9 protein-coding genes are annotated in these 17,243 nt (G+C 64.6%); all 9 read left to right on the forward strand.

Features of this window, described 5'->3' with window-relative positions; genetic code table 11:
- The first annotated feature begins 14 nt into the window (after positions 1-14).
- The 9 genes from LOKO_RS16065 (at position 15) to LOKO_RS16105 (ending at position 17,227) form a co-directional block, all read left to right on the forward strand.
- Entirely contained in the window at positions 15-5,621 is a 5,607-nt protein-coding gene (locus LOKO_RS16065; RefSeq protein ID WP_144439689.1) for a vWA domain-containing protein, read from the forward strand.
- Positions 5,611-8,028, forward strand: a complete 2,418-nt coding sequence (locus LOKO_RS16070; RefSeq protein WP_066451630.1) for a transglutaminase domain-containing protein — start codon at positions 5,611-5,613, stop codon at positions 8,026-8,028. The genes LOKO_RS16065 and LOKO_RS16070 overlap by 11 nt, the downstream gene beginning before the upstream one ends.
- Positions 8,029-8,038: 10 nt before the next feature.
- Entirely contained in the window at positions 8,039-9,460 is a 1,422-nt protein-coding gene (locus LOKO_RS16075; protein WP_066451632.1) for a hypothetical protein, read from the forward strand.
- A 75-nt stretch (positions 9,461-9,535) separates the two neighbouring features.
- Positions 9,536-10,627 (forward strand): WD40 repeat domain-containing protein, encoded by a 1,092-nt coding sequence (locus LOKO_RS16080; RefSeq protein WP_066451636.1) that lies wholly within the window; start codon positions 9,536-9,538, stop codon positions 10,625-10,627.
- Between the two features lie 140 nt (positions 10,628-10,767).
- Positions 10,768-11,748: a hypothetical protein gene (locus tag LOKO_RS16085; RefSeq protein WP_066451638.1), complete on the forward strand. Its 981-nt coding sequence runs from the start codon at positions 10,768-10,770 to the stop codon at positions 11,746-11,748.
- A 62-nt stretch (positions 11,749-11,810) separates the two neighbouring features.
- A complete protein-coding gene (locus LOKO_RS16090) occupies positions 11,811-12,821 on the forward strand; it encodes a hypothetical protein (RefSeq protein WP_144439690.1) in 1,011 nt (336 codons plus the stop codon).
- A 122-nt stretch (positions 12,822-12,943) separates the two neighbouring features.
- Positions 12,944-13,573 (forward strand): hypothetical protein, encoded by a 630-nt coding sequence (locus LOKO_RS16095; RefSeq protein WP_066451642.1) that lies wholly within the window; start codon positions 12,944-12,946, stop codon positions 13,571-13,573.
- Between the two features lie 423 nt (positions 13,574-13,996).
- Positions 13,997-15,919 (forward strand): PrkA family serine protein kinase, encoded by a 1,923-nt coding sequence (locus tag LOKO_RS16100; protein ID WP_066451644.1) that lies wholly within the window; start codon positions 13,997-13,999, stop codon positions 15,917-15,919.
- Between the two features lie 24 nt (positions 15,920-15,943).
- Positions 15,944-17,227 (forward strand): YeaH/YhbH family protein, encoded by a 1,284-nt coding sequence (locus tag LOKO_RS16105; protein ID WP_066451646.1) that lies wholly within the window; start codon positions 15,944-15,946, stop codon positions 17,225-17,227.
- The last annotated feature ends 16 nt before the right edge of the window (positions 17,228-17,243 follow it).

The raw sequence follows: 17,243 nt of genomic DNA on the forward strand, positions 1-17,243 counted from the left end.
AGCAGGAAATGGCGATGACGACAGCCTGTCGTGACGGCAACAGGTGCCTCAGGGGCGGAATGGCAATGATCAGCCTGCTGGCTGTGGTGCTGTTGGCGTCTCTGGTAAGCGGTGCGTCGGCCTACGCTTACCCCCGAACCCTGGTGGCCGAACCCCTGGCTGAGGGCATGCCGCCTTCCCAGGGCTTTCGCGGGGCAGCACGTATCCTGGGAGCGCTGGCCGAGGGAGAGCGGCACGCCTTCACCTGGTCGATCGATGACCGTGAGGTGGGTTACCTGTGGCAGATATCGCTGCGCGCCACCACCGCTGAGCGATTGCGTGTCAGTCTGCACCCTGACCAGGCGTCGGCAGGGCAAGGGGAACCGCAGGGTGTGACGACGTTTGGCGAGGCGCCGGCGACGTCGACATTTGGCACCGCCGATGAGGCGTCGGGCGACGCGTCGCATGCGTCTGACCCGGCCGCCGCTGAGGGGCGCGCGACCGAGAAGCCGCTGCTGACCCTTGAGGCCACGCCCGATACCGCCGGTGATCGCGTTACCTCCCTGCTGGTGTCCCATGGCGACTATCGGATCGAAGTCGAGACTCAGGGAGGGCAGGGCGAATACCAGCTGACCGTTGAGCCTGCCGGTGAGGTCAGCCTGCATGGCACGGCAGACGCGCCATCGAATGCCGACGCCCTGGTCGTGGGCCCGGGCCGCGACTGGTTCTATCAGCTCAATGCATCGCGCCTGCAGCTCCCTCTTGAGATTGATGAGAACGACGCCCGGCTCTGGCGACTCTCCCTGCTGACCGAACTTGGCCATGCGGTAAGGGCGCAGCCGGTGGATGCATCGGACGAGCCCCTGGTGGCGTCCACGGGGCCTCTGCCAATGAAGCAACAATGGGACCAGCTGGCCCTGGAAGAAGGCGCCGCACTGGCCCTGGCGCGTGATGAGGAAGGTGAGGCCATCGGCCGGGTGCGTGTGCGCCTCGAGCCGGGCGAGGCCTTTCCGGAGCCGGCGCCTGAGCCGGTGGCAGCGACACGGGAAGACGCACTGGCTCTGCCCGCCCAGGCCACTCAAGTGCTTGAGCTGCTGCCCGGTCAGCGTAGCTACCTGGCCTTTGAGCTCAATGATGAAGAGGCTCAAGGGCAGGGCTGGGCGCTGGATCTGCTTGGCCCGGAGGATCCGCCGATCGAAGCGTGCCTGGCGGACGCCCTGGGTCAGGAGGCGATCTGCCGCACGGGCCCGCGGGAGGCGCTCTTCGATCGTCTGCGCCTCGACCCTGGCCGTCACTACCTGGCGCTGACACCGTCAGAGCAGACGGAAGAGGCTGGCGTCGCGGTGGAGGTGATTCGCCGATCCGTTCCTCGGCCCACTTCACAGGAAGTGGCGGAGCCCAACGACAGCCGCGAGGTGGCAACCGCCTTATCGCCAGAGCAAGAATTACAGGGCACCTTCAATGGCCCGCGAAAGGGGGTTTTCCGGCTCGAGGTGCCGCGCTCGGATCAGGTGTGGCGCATTGTGGCCAGTGGCGATGGCCTGGAGGACCTTCGCCTCTACCAGTCCGGCCATTCGGGGCGCTCCCATTTCGCCAGATCCCAGGCCTACGGGCCTGTAGGTGAAAAGGAAGGCCTCGGTTTTTCTCGTCTCGATCTGATGGCGGGCACCTATTACCTGGAACTCTCCGGGAGCGACAGTGACTATCGAATCCTTGCCGAGCGTCTGGACGCCGATGAAGAAGGCTGGGAGCGCGAGCCCAATGACACCCGCGGCCAGGCCAATGCGCTGACTTTCGGAGGGGTCATGCGTGGCGATCTTCACGACGCCTCCGACGAGGACTGGTATCGGTTCACCCTGCCAGGCGACAACCGTATACGGCTGAAGATTACCCCGCCCGATGCCGGAAGTGTTCAGCCCATTCTCTACCGGGATGAAGAGCGTATTGCCGCCGTGCATCCACGTCGCGCATTGGATACATCTCCTCTGATACTCACCGGTCGGCTGCCGGCCGGTGACTACTATCTCTGGCTGGGAGATCGGGAGCCAGCCGGTCCTTATCGAGTCCGGCTGGATTTACAAGCGCCCTGGGAACCGCTTGCGGGGCATGCCATGGCGACACGCCAAGAACTGGCTGTCGAGCCGCCACCTGACGGTCGCATTGAGCTTCCCCACAGCGGATTGGGTAGCGACTATCAGTGGTTCCGTCTCCCGGTGGGCGATAGTCCCAGAGAAGTGAGAATCAAGCGGCTGGGGGACAATCGACTGAGCCGCGCCCATGTCGAGCTGATCGATGAGCAGGGTGACGCGCTACCCACCCGGGAGGTTGAGACAGCGCGTGACAATGCCGAAGCCGTGGCGGTACAGATTCCCGCACGGGCAAAGGTCTACCTGCGCGTCAGCAGCGCGCGCCTGGGGCATATCGACCTGATCCTCGAGGATCCCCTGATCGCAGAACGACAGGCCGAATCGCAGAGGCACCACGATGCCATCGAAGCCCGCTTCGAGGCAGACGGGCCCCTGACCGCCTGGCATGACGCTCCCCAGCGGCTAGAAAGCCGACTGGTGCTGAGCAACGGCGCCGAGGCGCCGGTGACGCTGCCGCTCGAGGCCCACGCCAGCCATGCCGGCTGGCGCATTGACGCGCTGCCCGACACCCTTACCCTCGATCCCGGCGAGGAGGTCGTTCTGACCCCGGCCTGGACGCTGCCGGCCGGACTGGATGACGAGGCGCCGGTGTCACTCTTCATCGGCGTTGCGGGCCAGACGCTAGAGGCGACCCTCGCTGTCGGGAGCACCGATACCGAAGCCGGCGTCAGCCTGGGGGACGTGGCCCTGCGCGACCGGGCTCAAGGGCTGGTGGACCTGGCCTGGTGGGGTCTTGGTGCCTACTTCGAAGACCCCGACAGCGGGGAGCCGATCATTGATGATGCCACTAGCGGCTGGGGTACCCATCGCGTGGCTTCCGAGCCCCGGCTGGTGCATCTTATCGACGGCATGAGCTCGATGGGTAGCCATCTGCGCTATCGCGGGGAGCCGGGTGAGGCCCTGCCCCCCCTGCGCCTGGCCGGCGACGGTGGCGACGTCGAGATGCTGGTGATCAACCAGCGTTCGGGCCAGCCCCCTGAGCAGCGCTGGCGCGAGCTCGAGGTGTCGCTGGGCGACACTCCCGATGACCTGGAGGTGGTCACCACCCTCGAGCTTGACGCCGCCGACGGCGAGCAGTTCTTCGCCCTGGGGTCTTCCCGCCAGGCTCGCTACCTGGGGCTGCGTCCTCTCGGTTTCTGGGGGGAGACGGGGCGGCTGGAAGACACCGGCATCGGGCAGCTTCGTGTGCTGGGCGAGCCCGCTGATGAACTGGCGCGTCAGCGCCTTGATCTGCTGGCGGATCGGCGCGGTGGGCACTGGATCACTACGCGGCCCGAGGTTCCCGCCCTGAACGAGATGACCCTGCCGGAGCGCAATGCGTTCCAGGCCCATGGTGCCCATGGGGATCGCCTTGGGCGAGGCCTGGCGCGTGGCGGCGAATGGCAGCCGGGCGGCGTATCGCTGGTCTTCGGCTTCCTGCAGCAGCGCGCGGCAAGGCTTGGGGAGTTGGGCTGGCAGGAGGCGCCTGAACACCGCGGTCAGCCCATCGAGACGGTAAGGGTCTATTCCAGCACCGAAAGCCCGGTTGGCCCCTGGCAGCATCAGGCTGACTGGCACCTCGAGCGCGATGCGCAGGGGTTGGCCGAGCTGACCCTGGACACCCCTGTCTGGGCGCGCTATCTGCGCCTCGAGGTGCTGATGCCCGAGCCGGACCCGGAACAGGCTGAGCGTCGCTGGCGGCTGCCTGCCGAGATCCGTGCCCATGAGGCGGAACCGTTGGGCGGCGGCGAATCGATCCTGGCCTACTGGCCGGAGCAAGGCAGGGAAGGGCAGGCGGGACCCTATGAGCTGACGTTGGGCGAAGAAGCGCTTCCGGAAGCGGTGGACGATGACGCCAGTCATCCCGACGCGCCCCGGCGGCTGGAGGAGCGCATCACCGGACGCCTGGCGCAGCCGAATGATACTCGTAGCTATCGGGTGAGGATCGAGGAGGGGCACAACACCCTGGTGGTGCGGCTGCGTGAGACGCTACGCGGCAGAATCCAGGCCAGCCTGGTAGCGACCGATGGAGAGACGCAGTCTTTCGACTGGCAGCGCGAGCCCGAGGGGTGGCGCCGCGGCGAGGCCGTTGGCCTTCCGCCCGGGGAGTATCGGCTGGACATCACCGAGCCGGCTCGGGCCATCGCCTTCCTGTGGGATGCCAGCGGCAGCCTGGAAGCGCTTCAGGCTCCGATTCTGCAGGCCATCAACCGCTTTGCCGAAGGGCTCGACCCCGACCAGGAAGTCGCCAACCTGATGCCGCTAGGCGGGCCCATGCTGCTCGATGAGTGGAGCGGGGAGCCGCGCATTCTGCGCCATACCCTGGCTGCCTACGACGGACGCTTCGAGAGTTCCGATGCCGAGCCGGCGCTTCAGAGCGCGACGCGCGCATTGGAGGCGCTGGACCGGGAAAGGGTCATCTTCCTGATCACCGATGCCGAGCAGATGGGACGGGCTATCAGTGTCTGGGACGACCTGGAGCGGGTACAGCCGCGTATCTTCACCCTGGAGATTTCCCATGGGCAGCAGCGTCTGGCCAGCGAGACACGCTGGTACCAGAACCAGATGCGCAGTTGGGCCAATGTGGGGGGCGGTCGCTATGCCTATACCCTGGACCGACGCGATCTTGTGCGGGCCTTCGAGGTCGGCATGCAGGAGGTTCGTCAGCCCACGACCTTTGCCCTGGAGGTGACATCCCGTTACCAGGAGCCACCCGAGCCCGGCAGCCTCAGGGTGGTCAGCGCCGACCCCGAACAGCCGGCGGTGGCCGGCGGGGTGGTGCATCTGATCTTCGATGCCTCGGGCTCCATGCTGCGACAGATGGAGGGCGGGCGGCGCATCGAGGTGGCGCGACGCATCGTCCAGCAGGTACTCGATGAGCGCATTCCGGAGCAGGTACCGGTTGCGCTGCGTGCCTACGGCCATACCGAGCCCCATAGCTGCGAGACCGAGCTGCTGGTCGAGCCCCGTGCGGGTAACCACGACGAGGTGCGCGAAGTGGTGTCAGGTATCCAGGCCATCAACCTGGCACGTACGCCGTTGGCCGCCTCCATCGATGCGGTACTGGAGGACCTTTCGGGCTACGAGGACCAGCGGCGCCTGGTGGTGATGCTCACCGACGGTGAAGAGACCTGCGACGGGGATGTGGCCGCCTCCGTGGAGGCCCTGATCGAGGAGGGTGTGGACGTGCGCCTCAATATCGTCGGCTTCCATATCGATGAGGTCGGCCTGCAGGCCGAGTTCGAGCGCTTCGCTGCCCAAGGCGGCGGCGAGTACTTCGATAGCCACGACGGTGACGAGCTGATTGCCGGCCTGTCCCAGGCCTTGGCTGCCACCTGGCGGGTGCTGGACAGTGATGGGAGCGAGGTCGCCCGGGGACGGGTAGATGACGTCCCCATCGCACTGGACGTGGGCGAGTACGAGCTGTTGGTGGAGACCCAGAGCGGGGAGTGGCGCCAAGCCTTCGAGATTGGCCCCCGTGAGGACAAGAACCTGGAGGTGAGCGGTGAAGACTAGACTCTGGTGGCTGCTGGTGATGATGTCGTTGAGCCCGCTGGTCTCGGCGAATCAGATGTGCCTGGGAACGGCGGGCATGGATAAGAGCCATTCACGCTACCTGGAGCAGCGGATCGTGACGCTGGATCGCGCCGTTCGTGAGGCTTATACCGAGCTGCCCTGGCAGGAGCTGAACGTCGGACAGGCGCAGCAGGCGCTGGGTGTGGAGCCCCGAGCCCTCTTCGAGTGGGTGCGTGATGAGACTCGCTGGCTGCCCTATGCAGGAGAGCTGCGCGGGGCGGACGGGGTGATGCAGGATCGTATGGGCTCCAGCCTGGATCGTGCCCTGCTGCTGGCGGCGCTGATGGAAGAGGCCGGACACACCGTGCGCCTGGTCCGGACCGACCTGTCCGAGGAGGCCCTGAAGCGCCTCGAGTCGACCTGGGCCGGCGAACCGGTGGCCAGGCGGCCGGATGGCCCCATCGAGATGGACCTCTCTGACGCGTCCATCAAGGCCCTGGCCGAGCGGCTCGATAGCGACCCCGACGCCATCGCCGAGTCGCTGCGGGAACAGCGGGAGGCGGCCGAAACGCGACAGGCGCGGCTGCTGGCCGACGGTCGCCAACAGGCCAAGGCGCTGGAGGCGTTGATGGACGGGGCCCTGGAGGCAGTTGATGGCACGGATGCTGCCCCGACGCATCACTGGTGGGTGCAACAACGCACAGGCGATGGCTGGGCGGACTTCGACCCTGCGCTTCCGCAGCAGGCCGCCGGTGAGCGCCTGGTCGCCGAAGGGGAGGTCGAGCATGTATACCCGGAGGCGCTGCCCGACGACGTCCGGCACTGGTTGACCGTCGAAGTGGTGGCGGAGCAGCTCCATGATGACCGCCTGAGCGAGGCGGTAGCCTTCTCCCACCGGCTGCCTGCTGCCGAACTGCTGGGGCAGCAACTGCACCTGGAGCTCTACCCCATGGCGCTACCGTCACCCCAGGCGCTGCTTGATGGCAGTCATGAACTGGATGCCCTGCCTGGCGCGCTGTTCGACCAGGAGCAGTGGGTGCCCTATCTGCGCCTGGGTGACAGCCTGGAGCGCCAGGACGGCATCATGGCCGACGGTAGTGTCGTCGACCTCGGATCGGAGGCCGGCATGGCCGGTGCCTTTGGCGAAGCCAGCAGTGCCCTGGGCGAGGTGGGCATCGGTGGACTCGGTGCCGATGAACCAGACACCCCGCCGGAGCTGACGGCCGTGATGGTGCGCTTCCATGTCGAGGCGCCGGGCCGAGAGACCGACATCGTAGAGCGCCCCATGATGGATCTGATCGGCCCCGCACTTCGCGCCGCGGGCGTCGAGGCCTTCGAGTTCGATGATGCCCTGCGCGAGCAGCGCGCCGTCGAACTGCTGAGCACCCTGGAGGTGCTCGGACAGAGTACCTGGGTGCCCCCCGCGCAGTTGGCCGCCTGGCGCTACGAGGGGCTGATGGACAATCGGCAGTCGGCCTTGGCCGGGGCTTACCTGGCTGCCCAACGTGATGACAGCTTTATCGGCGAAGCGTTGGAAGCGCGCAGCACCCGCCGCTCCACGCTGGACCAGCTCGCCGCCATGCGGCTGGCCTACAGTCCGCACCCCGAGAGGGTCGCGCTGACGCGCCTCAACCTGCTGGGCTATGTGACGCTGATGGAGTTCAAGGGGGGGGAGTATCGGCGCCGTGAGGGCTTCGACATCCTCGATAATCGGATTGCGGTGCCTGACGGTGATGCGGTGGCCGAGACCCGGCTGGCCCAGGGGGCATTGGATACTCTGCTGGAGGCCGAGCTCGCGGTGGAAGCGCGTGCGGCCCTGGGCAACACTGCTCGCGCCTTCCTGCACGACCTCGGCGAGGGAGTCGACTGGCGTCGCGTGGACAGCCTGGACGGCTTGGCGGACCTCGACTGGCAACCGGATGCCGACCTCAAGGCGCACTTCGCGACGCACCTGAACACGGGGCAGGTGCTGCTGCTGCCCGACGCGCCGGCTCGGGAAGAGGCGCCCACCTGGTGGCAGCTGGACCCCGCCACCGGTGACCTGCTCGGCTACGGGCGAGACCGACGTGGGCAGTACATCGAGGGGATTCTGACGTTGATGAGTGCAGGCGATAGTGCCATGGGCGCGGTGGGCATGGTGCAGAGCATCTGGGACTGCCTGTTTACCTCGAGCGATCCGCTCTGCTGCACCCAGGATGCCGCCGCCCAGGAGATGATTGGTCGCGCCGTCAGCGCCGGCTTGGGCGGTCTCGCCGAGGCCCATGACATCAACATCATCATAGGGCGCGAACTCATCTCCGGAGGGGCCTTCGACCGGCTCAATTCAGCGGGCATCAGCAAGGCGGCCGGTGATGTGGCCGGCGCCGGCGCCGAGTTCATCGTGGATTCCTGGGGCCGCTGCAACTGAGGAGACATCAATGAAACAGCCAAGCATGCGCAAGGCCGCACTGGGCATGACGGGGCTGCTGGTCCTGGTCGGACTGGTTGCGACGAAGCCTGCGGCGGCTCAGCCGCCCTGCGTCGAGGCGGTGCAGGAGCGACTCCCCGCATCGGGCTGCAACCGCGCTTTCACCCTGCACGTCAAGGAGATGGCCTTCAGCGATGAGCTGAACGGCCGGACGCCGCCGCCCGGCCAACGCTGGATCACCCTGGAGGTACGCTTTGACAGCTGGATGCCCAGCGACCTGGTGTTCGGTCTGGGCTATCCGGAGCCGTTGCTGGTGGCCTCGCTTGCACGCCAGCTTTATCTGCTGGTGGACGACCGGCAGGTGGTGCGGTCGACCCTGTCGGAGGCATCGGACCTGGAGGATGAGTTCGTTCTGCCTCGATCCGGCGACCGGCGCCAGGGCCAGGTCGCCTTCGCTGTGCCCGATGAGCCTCTGTCTCAACTCTCGCTGCATTACTACCACGACCAGTATGCGCCCATCGTCGTGCCACTTCTCGGCGAGCGTGCCCAGCCCGACGAGGAGCGCGATGCGGCGAGTCGGCAGGAGGGCCACGACCTCTTCTCGCTGGGCGTTCACGGTGTCAGTCGGCATGACCGCTGGCATGGCGAGTCGGCTCCCGAAGGCATGCAGTGGCTGGTGGTGGACCTGCGCGGCCAGGGGGAGTGGCGCACGCCGGTTGACGCTCGGGCGCTGGATGCGTCCGCCGAGTCCGGCGCCGAGGTCTCGCTGCGCCGGGTCATGGAGTATATCGAGGCCCCGGGGCTGCTGCAGGCGGTAGTCGACGGTAGCCATGCTTACGTGCGCGATCTTGAACTCAGCACCCTGGCGGGAGACCCCGCCCTGCTGCCCGATGCCTGGGCCGGCGGCCAGGCGGTGTTCCCGGTGCCGAAGGATGCCGAAAGCGTGGAACTCATTGCCTATATGCCGGAGTTTCGCGGCACCAATATCTCTTCGGAGATCCGCCCCAGCCTGCGCTACCTGCTGAAGGGAGAGGCCGTCACCGGGATGATCGGTGAGGCCCTCGTCGACATCGAGGATGGCCCCATCCGCTTTCGGGTGCATGGCCTTGAGTTTCCAGATGAATTTGCCGGCCATCTGGCCAGCGAGGAGGAGAGCCTGCTGCTGGTGGAGGCCTCGATGACGAATCTCAGCGGGGTGGGCGGCATGATGCCGGTCAGCCAGCGGCTGAGCCCGAGGGGGGTGGAAGGAGAACTGGTCGCAGCCTATCAGCGCGGTCCTCTCGTGCTTGAGGAGCCCTTCTGGCTGCCTGCCGATGATGAGCCTCGTCGCTTTCAACTGCTCTATCGCTTCGAGTCACCTGCTGAAATATATGAGTTCGAGTATGGCGGTGTCTCGGTCACCGAGCGGGTCAGGCTCCCCGTGGAGCCCTGACCGAAGATGAGTCCCAGCCTTGGGGCGAACTGTTGACCTTGACCGGATCGCTATCACTGACTTCAGGAGATGAAGATGTCACATCGCAATTCATATGGCGCACGGTCCCGTGCAGGCGTCTGGGGCGGGGCTTTCGTTCTTGGGTTGGTGGCAGGTGGCTGGCTTGTCCCCGCTATAGGAAACACGACGCCGGACTGGACGGGGGCCGAGCTGCTGCATGAGTTCGAGCTCGAGGGAGAGAGCGTCGAGCGCTTGGCGCTGTCACCGGATGGCGATCGTGTTGCGATTGCCGCACATGGGAATCTCGAAATACGCGAGGCGTCGACCGGTGAGCTGGTTCATCAGTTGGAGGGCCACCACTCTCCAGAGGTGGACCGGCCGCTGCCTGTCACCGGGCTGGCCTTCAGCCCCGATGGCGGGAGCCTGGTGAGCGCCAGCTGGAATCCGGGCGTGGCGGCCGACGCGTCGCTCATGCTATGGGATCTGGCGACAGGCAAGCTGCGTCGTGCCCTGGCCGGAGGACAGGGGTGTCGCGAGGTGGCCTTTTCCGACGATGGGGCCAGCGTATGGGCTGCCTGCGGTGCAGACGTGCAGCGCTATGTACTGGAGACAGGTCTTGTCGTCGAGCGGGCAGAGTCTTTCCCTGCCGAACTGCTGCATGGGCCTGATGCCGAAACCGCGGCAGATGCGCTGCCGATGCCCAGGCAGGGCCCTGCCCATGCGCTGGCCTTGAGCCAGGACGGCATGCGGCTGGCCTGGGCGGGAAAGCCGCCGACCTTCCCCGCACCGCTGGTGCGAGTGTGGCAGGCCGAAGCATCTCCGGCAGGTGGTGGCACACTGCCGGCCAACGACTATCAGCTCATCGAGCTGCCAGAGGTGGAAGCGACTGACGATCCAGTGGCCCTGGCGCGAAGCCACTACGGCATGCGCGAGTTCAACCCGGTCACCGTGGAGACGGTCACCCAGCGTATGCGCCAGGACGGCGATATCCTGGTCACCCTGAGCCTGGAGGGCCTCAAGGATGATTCGGTTCGTGCCATTCGCTACCGGCTGCTGTTTTCTCCTGCGGCCGATGGGCGCTGGCAGCTCGGTGAAGTCGGGCGACAGCAGCAGTGCCGACGAGGGCCCACCGAGCCGGATACCTGGTCCACGGCGCTATGCCATTGATACCGGCCGGCGTCGGCTGGGAGCGGCACTCCCCCTCCAAACGAACGGGGTCACGTCGCCCCAGCCTGGCTAACCTAGTGGGATCAGCCGATAGCATTAGCGCTAAACAACGACAACACTCATCCTCAGCAGGGGGCGACATGTGGGATTTCAAGATTGGCCAGGCCCTTGGCCTGATGCTGAAGACAATGCCTTTCATTCTCTTTCGCCTTGCCGTCTACTTCGGCGTAGCACTGGCCTACGTACTGATGACCGGTGTCGGTGCCGGCGTGGGGTGGGGCGTCGGGGGCCTGGGCGACGAGGGCTTCCGCGCCGCTTCCACCTTCTGGGGCGGCGTCGTCGGCTTCGGGATCGTCGGCGCCATCATGTACATTCTGCGTGAGTACCTGCTGTATATGGTAAAGGCGGGCCATATTGCCGTGCTGGTGGAGCTGATGGACGGCAAGCCGCTGCCCCAGGGACGTGGCCAGATCGAGCATGCCAGCACCGTGGTGAAGGCGCGCTTTGCCCAGGCCAGCGTGCTGTTCGGCGTGGACCAGCTGATCAAGGGCGTGCTGCGTGCCATTACCGGCCTGGCTCGCGGGATATTCCGGCTGCTGCCGATTCCCGGCGCCCGTCAGTTCCTCCGGCTCGTTGAAATGTTCCTGCGCATCGCCGTGGGCTTCATCGACGAGGTGATCCTGGCCTACTGCATTCGCACCCGCTCCGACAACGCCTGGGCTTCCTCCCGTGATGCGCTCGTGCTCTACGGTCAGAATGCCAAGCCGATGCTGAAGAATGCCGCCTGGCTGGCACTGATCGTCTACGGCCTCTCTTTCCTGGTCTTCCTGGTCATGCTGGCGCCCGCTGCCCTGGTGGCCTATCTCATTCCTGGTGGCTGGTCGGCGACCGGGGTCATCGTCGCACTGCTGTTCGCCTGGAGCGTCAAGGTGGCGGTACTGGAGCCCTTTGCCATCACCTGCATGATGCAGGCGTATTTCAAGGCCATCGAAGGCCAGCAGCCGGATGCCGAGTGGGAGGCCAAGCTGGATGGCATGTCGGCCAAGTTCCGCAAACTGAAGCTGCGTGCCACTCAGACGACGACAGGTGACGACGCGCAAGGAGCAGAAGCTGCGCGGTGACACCGCGTGGCCGGGAAATGCGCTGAGAGCAGAACAATAAGGCATTAAGGTGCGATATGAGCATGAATCGGGGAAGCCAAGGTACATTGCTGGCAGGTATGGCGCTTGTCGGCCTGGGGTTGTTGACGGCATGCAATGATGAATCCGCTTCCAGTGCCGTGCAGTCAGACAACGGCGCTTCGCAGCAGGGCGGTGTGCAAAGCAACGGCGACGGTGAGCTTGCTGGCCTGCTGGAGAGTGTGGAAAGCGGCGAGTCGATGATCAGCATCAGCGGTGCCGCCACCTCGACAGGTGAGTACACCACGGCGGATGACCCGCGCTACGGCGGTGTCAGCAACGATATCTTTCGGCCTGCGCTGGGAGGTGGCTCATCCCGTCGAGGCAGCAATGCCGAAGGGCCGTATGTCATTTCAATCTACACCGATGCGACCCACGAAGATGACCCTGACAATGTTGTGCGTGCCTGGGTCTCGCTGGTGCTGCCGGCAGACGCCGAGGCAGGAAAGCGCTACGAGGTGGCGAGTTTCGCCGACGCCGAGGACCACCAGGTGCAAGCCCATGTTCGGGGTGACGGCATGGGGTGGTCATTCTCGCGGCAGGTCTCGGGCAGTGTTTACCTGGAATCGTTCGGGGAAAGGGTCAGTGCTGCCTGGCAGTTGGAGGCCGCCGATGGGCGTGGCGAGGAGGCAGGCCGAGTGACGAGCGAAGGGGCGGTCAGGGAACTGCCGCTGACGCTGCAGTCCGAGGCGGAATATGAGCTCACCGTCAACGGGGATACCGAGTCAGCCCTGTCCCGTATCACCGGTCGCGACAACATGCTGATCATCGGCAATGGGATCTATCTCTACCTGCCTGAAGGGGCGACAGCCGGCAGCTACCCGGTTCAGGCAGATCGGGATGACGACGCCGTGCGCGCCCAGTTCTCCCGGCATGACATCGAGGAGGTCAGCGGAGAGCTGACACTGGTGGCCAACGGCGAGCGCTACGATGCCGAGTTCCACATTGATGCCAGTGGGGAGGATGAGGTGGCGCTGGCCGGCGATCTGCGCTGGTTTGTGCTGAATGAGGAGTGAGCCGGCGACCTGAAACGGTTGACGCATGGGTAGGAAGGACAGGGTAGGACGGGATAGGAAAGACGGGGTGGGCAAGCCTGGATAGGCAAGATTGGGTAGACAAAACAACGAGGAAAACGAATATGCGCAGCAAACGCTCTCTTGGTGTTGTCCTGCTGGGTGCCACGCTGGCAATGCCATTCACCGCTTCAGCGCTGGCCGATGAGGTCGTCGAACAGATCGAACTGGGTCTCGAGCTGTATCAAGAGGAGGATTATGGCGGGGCGGTCACCGAGCTGGAGTTCGCCATCAACGACATTCGCAAGCTGCTCTCGGGACGCATTGCCGAAACCTTCCCCGACGCCCCCGAGGGCTGGACCGCAGGTGAAGCTGAATCCGCCGGCGGTGGCGGCGCGGCGGCCCTGATGGGGGGCGGTGGTTCCATGCTGCAGCGCAACTATCGCGAGGACGAAGGGGAGGGACGCCTGGAAGCGTCTTTGATGATCGACAACCCCATGGTCCAGGGCATGGCTGCGATGTTCCACAATCCCGCCATGATCGCTGCCCAGCCCAACATGGAGCGTGTTCGCATGGGACGCGAGTCTGCCATCGTCAAATGGGAGGCGGATCGCTCCCGGGTCGAGGCGACGCTGCTGCTCGACGGACGGATCCTGATGCAGGTCAAGGGGCAGGGAATCGATTCGCCCGATGTCGCCGTCGATCTGCTCAAGGCCTGGGACCTGGCCGAGGTGCGTGCAAGGGCGGCACGGTAAAGCCGGCTGCCACGTCATAAAGGTCATTCTTGCGCCCGGTCAGCGAAAGCACGACGGACGTCAATCAGTCTTCTGTTTTGGCCGGCACCAGAGGGCTGGGCAAGCGTCTGCGTTGAACCGGGCGCTGAATATTGGGCTAACGTGAAGAAAGGTCCCGCTGATGCGCGACATCCAGCGGAGGTGGTCTTCGCTGCGCTTGCCAGCCTGGTGAGGCGTTGACTCACGCATTGCGTCTATCCATCGTTAAATCAGAATAGATTCCTTCATCGAACCCTCTGCAACTCCTGCGTTCTCATTGAGTAGTCATTCACTGCGTTGACAGTTCCCCGGCCGCTCCGCCGGAAGCTGACTAGGCTGATGAGTAACCCGGTAAGGTCATCGAGTGTGGCGGTGACCATCAGGGTGGGCAAACAGGAGGCTTCGATGAGCATCTTCGATCATGTGCAGAACCGCTTCTCTCGTGTCCAGCAGGAAGAAATGTCCCTGCAGGAATACCTTGAGCTGTGTCGTGAAGACCCCATGGGTTATGCCAGCGCTGCCGAGCGTATGCTCCAGGCCATCGGCGAGCCCGAGGTGATCGACACTGCCAAGGACTCAAGGCTCTCGAGGATCTTCTCCAACAAGGTGATTCGTCGCTATCCCGCCTTCGCTGAATTCTACGGCATGGAAGAGGCGATCGAGCAGATCGTCGCCTACTTTCGCCATGCCGCCCAGGGATTGGAGGAGCGCAAGCAGATCCTCTATCTGCTGGGGCCGGTGGGGGGCGGCAAGTCCTCGCTTGCCGAGCGTCTCAAGCTGCTGATGGAGCATATCCCTTTCTACGCCATCAAGGGCTCGCCGGTATTCGAGTCGCCCCTGGGGCTATTCTCTCCCGAGGAAGATGGCGAGCTGCTCGAGAAGGAGTACGGCATTCCCCGGCGCTACGTGAAGAGCGTGATGTCGCCTTGGGCCTCCAAGCGGCTGAGGGAGTATGGCGGCGACATTTCCCAGTTCAAGGTGGTCAGGCTCTACCCGTCCCGCCTCAACCAGATCGCCATCTCCAAGACCGAGCCGGGTGATGAAAACAACCAGGACATCTCCTCCCTGGTGGGCAAGGTGGACATCCGCCAACTGGAGCTCTACTCCCAGGACGACCCGGATGCCTACAGCTTCTCCGGCGGCCTGTGCAAGGCCAACCAGGGTCTGATGGAGTTCATCGAGATGTTCAAGGCACCTATCAAGGTGCTGCATCCGTTGCTGACCGCTACCCAGGAAGGCAACTACAACCCTACCGAGGGCATGGGAGCCATACCTTTCGAAGGTGTCGTGCTGGCCCACTCCAACGAGAGCGAGTGGCAGGCCTTCCGCAACAACCGCAACAACGAGGCCTTCCTCGACCGCGTCTACATCGTCAAGGTGCCCTACTGCCTGCGGGTTACCGAAGAGATCAATATCTACAAGAAGCTGCTCGAGCATTCGTCTCTCGACCAGGCTCCCTGTGCCCCCGACACCCTGCGCATGCTGGCTCAATTCTCGGTGCTCTCGCGGCTGAAGGAACCGGAGAACTCCAGTATCTATTCCAAGATGCGGGTCTATGACGGGGAGAATCTCAAGGACACCGATCCCAAGGCCAAGTCGATCCAGGAATACCGCGATGCGGCTGGTGTCGACGAGGGCATGGACGGGTTGTCCACGCGTTTTGCCTTCAAGATCCTCTCTAAGGTGTTCAACTTCGACAATCATGAGATTGCCGCCAACCCGGTACACCTGCTGTATGTGCTCGAGCAGCGCCTGGAACAGGAGCAGTTGCCCAAGGAGACCTTCGAGCGCTACCTGCGTTTCATCAAGGAGTTCCTGGCGCCGCGCTACGTGGATTTCATCGGCAAGGAGATTCAGACCGCCTACCTGGAGTCCTACTCCGAGTACGGCCAGAACATCTTCGATCGCTATGTGACCTACGCCGACTTCTGGATCCAGGATCAGGAGTACCGAGACCCCGAGACCGGGGAGCTCTTCAATCGCCAGTCGCTCAACGAGGAGCTTGAGAAGATCGAGAAGCCGGCGGGCATCTCCAACCCCAAGGACTTCCGTCACGAGGTGGTCAACTTCGTGTTGCGGGCGCGTGCCCAGAACAACGGCATGAACCCCAGTTGGCAGTCCTACGAGAAGCTCAGAGGTGTGATCGAGCACAAGATGTTCGCCAATACCGAGGAGCTGTTGCCGGTGATCTCCTTCAATGCCAAGGCGTCCACGGCAGACCAGAAGAAGCACGAGGACTTCGTCGAGCGCATGAAGGATCGCGGTTATACCGAGAAGCAGGTACGGCTGCTCTCCGAGTGGTATCTGCGCGTGCGTAAATCGCAGTAACCGGCGCTGGCCTGGGAGGTCACCATGACCTATTTCATCGATCGACGTGCCAATGCCAAGCACAAGAGTGCGGTCAATCGGCAGCGTTTCCTCGACCGCTACCGGACGCATATCAAGCGTTCGGTGGAGGAGGCGGTCAACCGCCGCTCGATCACCGACATGGAGCGTGGAGAGAAGGTGTCGATTCCGGCACGCGACATCTCCGAGCCGGTGTTCCAGCATGGCCCTGGCGGCAAGCGGACCATCGTCAGTCCCGGTAACAAGGAATTCGTCGAAGGCGACCGCCTGCGCCGCCCCGGTGGCGGCGGTGGTGGTGACGGCGCGGGGGAGGGGGGAGCCTCCAACCAGGGTGAAGGCACGGATGAGTTCGCCTTTACCTTGAGTCGTGAAGAGTTCCTCGACTTCGTCTTCGACGGACTGGAGCTGCCACACCTGGAGCGCAAGGCGCTGGTGGATCTCGACGAGGTGCGGCCGGTGCGAGCGGGGGTCTCCCGGGACGGCGTGCCGGCACGCATGAATATCGTACGCTCCATGCGCGAGGCCTATGCCCGGCGGATCGCCATGCGCGCGCCCATTCGGCGGGCGCTGCGCGAGGCACGGGAGGCGCTTGACCTGGAGGAGGGCAAGGATCCGGTGCTGCGCAACCCGGCGCGCATCGCCGAGCTCAAGGCCGAGATCGAGCGCCTGGAGAAGCGACTGGAGGCGGTGCCGTTCATCGACACCTACGACCTGCGCTACAACAACCTGATCAATCAGCCCCAGCCGTCGAGCAAGGCGGTGATGTTCTGTGTCATGGACGTCTCGGGGTCCATGACCCAGGCCCACAAGGATATTGCCAAGCGCTTCTTCCTGCTGCTCTACCTGTTCCTGGAGCGTAACTACGAGAAGGTCGAGCTGGTCTTCGTGCGCCACCACACCGCTGCCAAAGAGGTCGACGAGGAGGAGTTCTTCTACTCACGGGAGACCGGCGGCACCATCGTGTCGAGCGCCCTGTCCCTGGTCGACGAGATCATTACTGACCGCTATCCACCGGGGCAGTGGAACCTCTACGTGGCCCAGGCCTCGGACGGCGATAACTGGGACGACGACTCCATCACCTGCCGGGAGCAGTTGATGAAGTCCCTCATGCCACGGCTGCAGTACTACACCTACGTGGAGATCACGCCCCATGCCCACCAGGCGCTATGGGAAGAGTACGAGACGGTGGCCGACGAGTTCCCCGACCGATTTGCCATGCGCCAGATCGTCGAGGCCGGCGATATCTACCCGGTCTTCCGCGAGCTGTTCAAGCGTCGCACCGCCCATTGATGCGGACAGGAGGCAA

The organism is Halomonas chromatireducens, from assembly GCF_001545155.1.
GTDB classification, from domain to species: Bacteria; Pseudomonadota; Gammaproteobacteria; order Pseudomonadales; family Halomonadaceae; genus Halomonas; species Halomonas chromatireducens.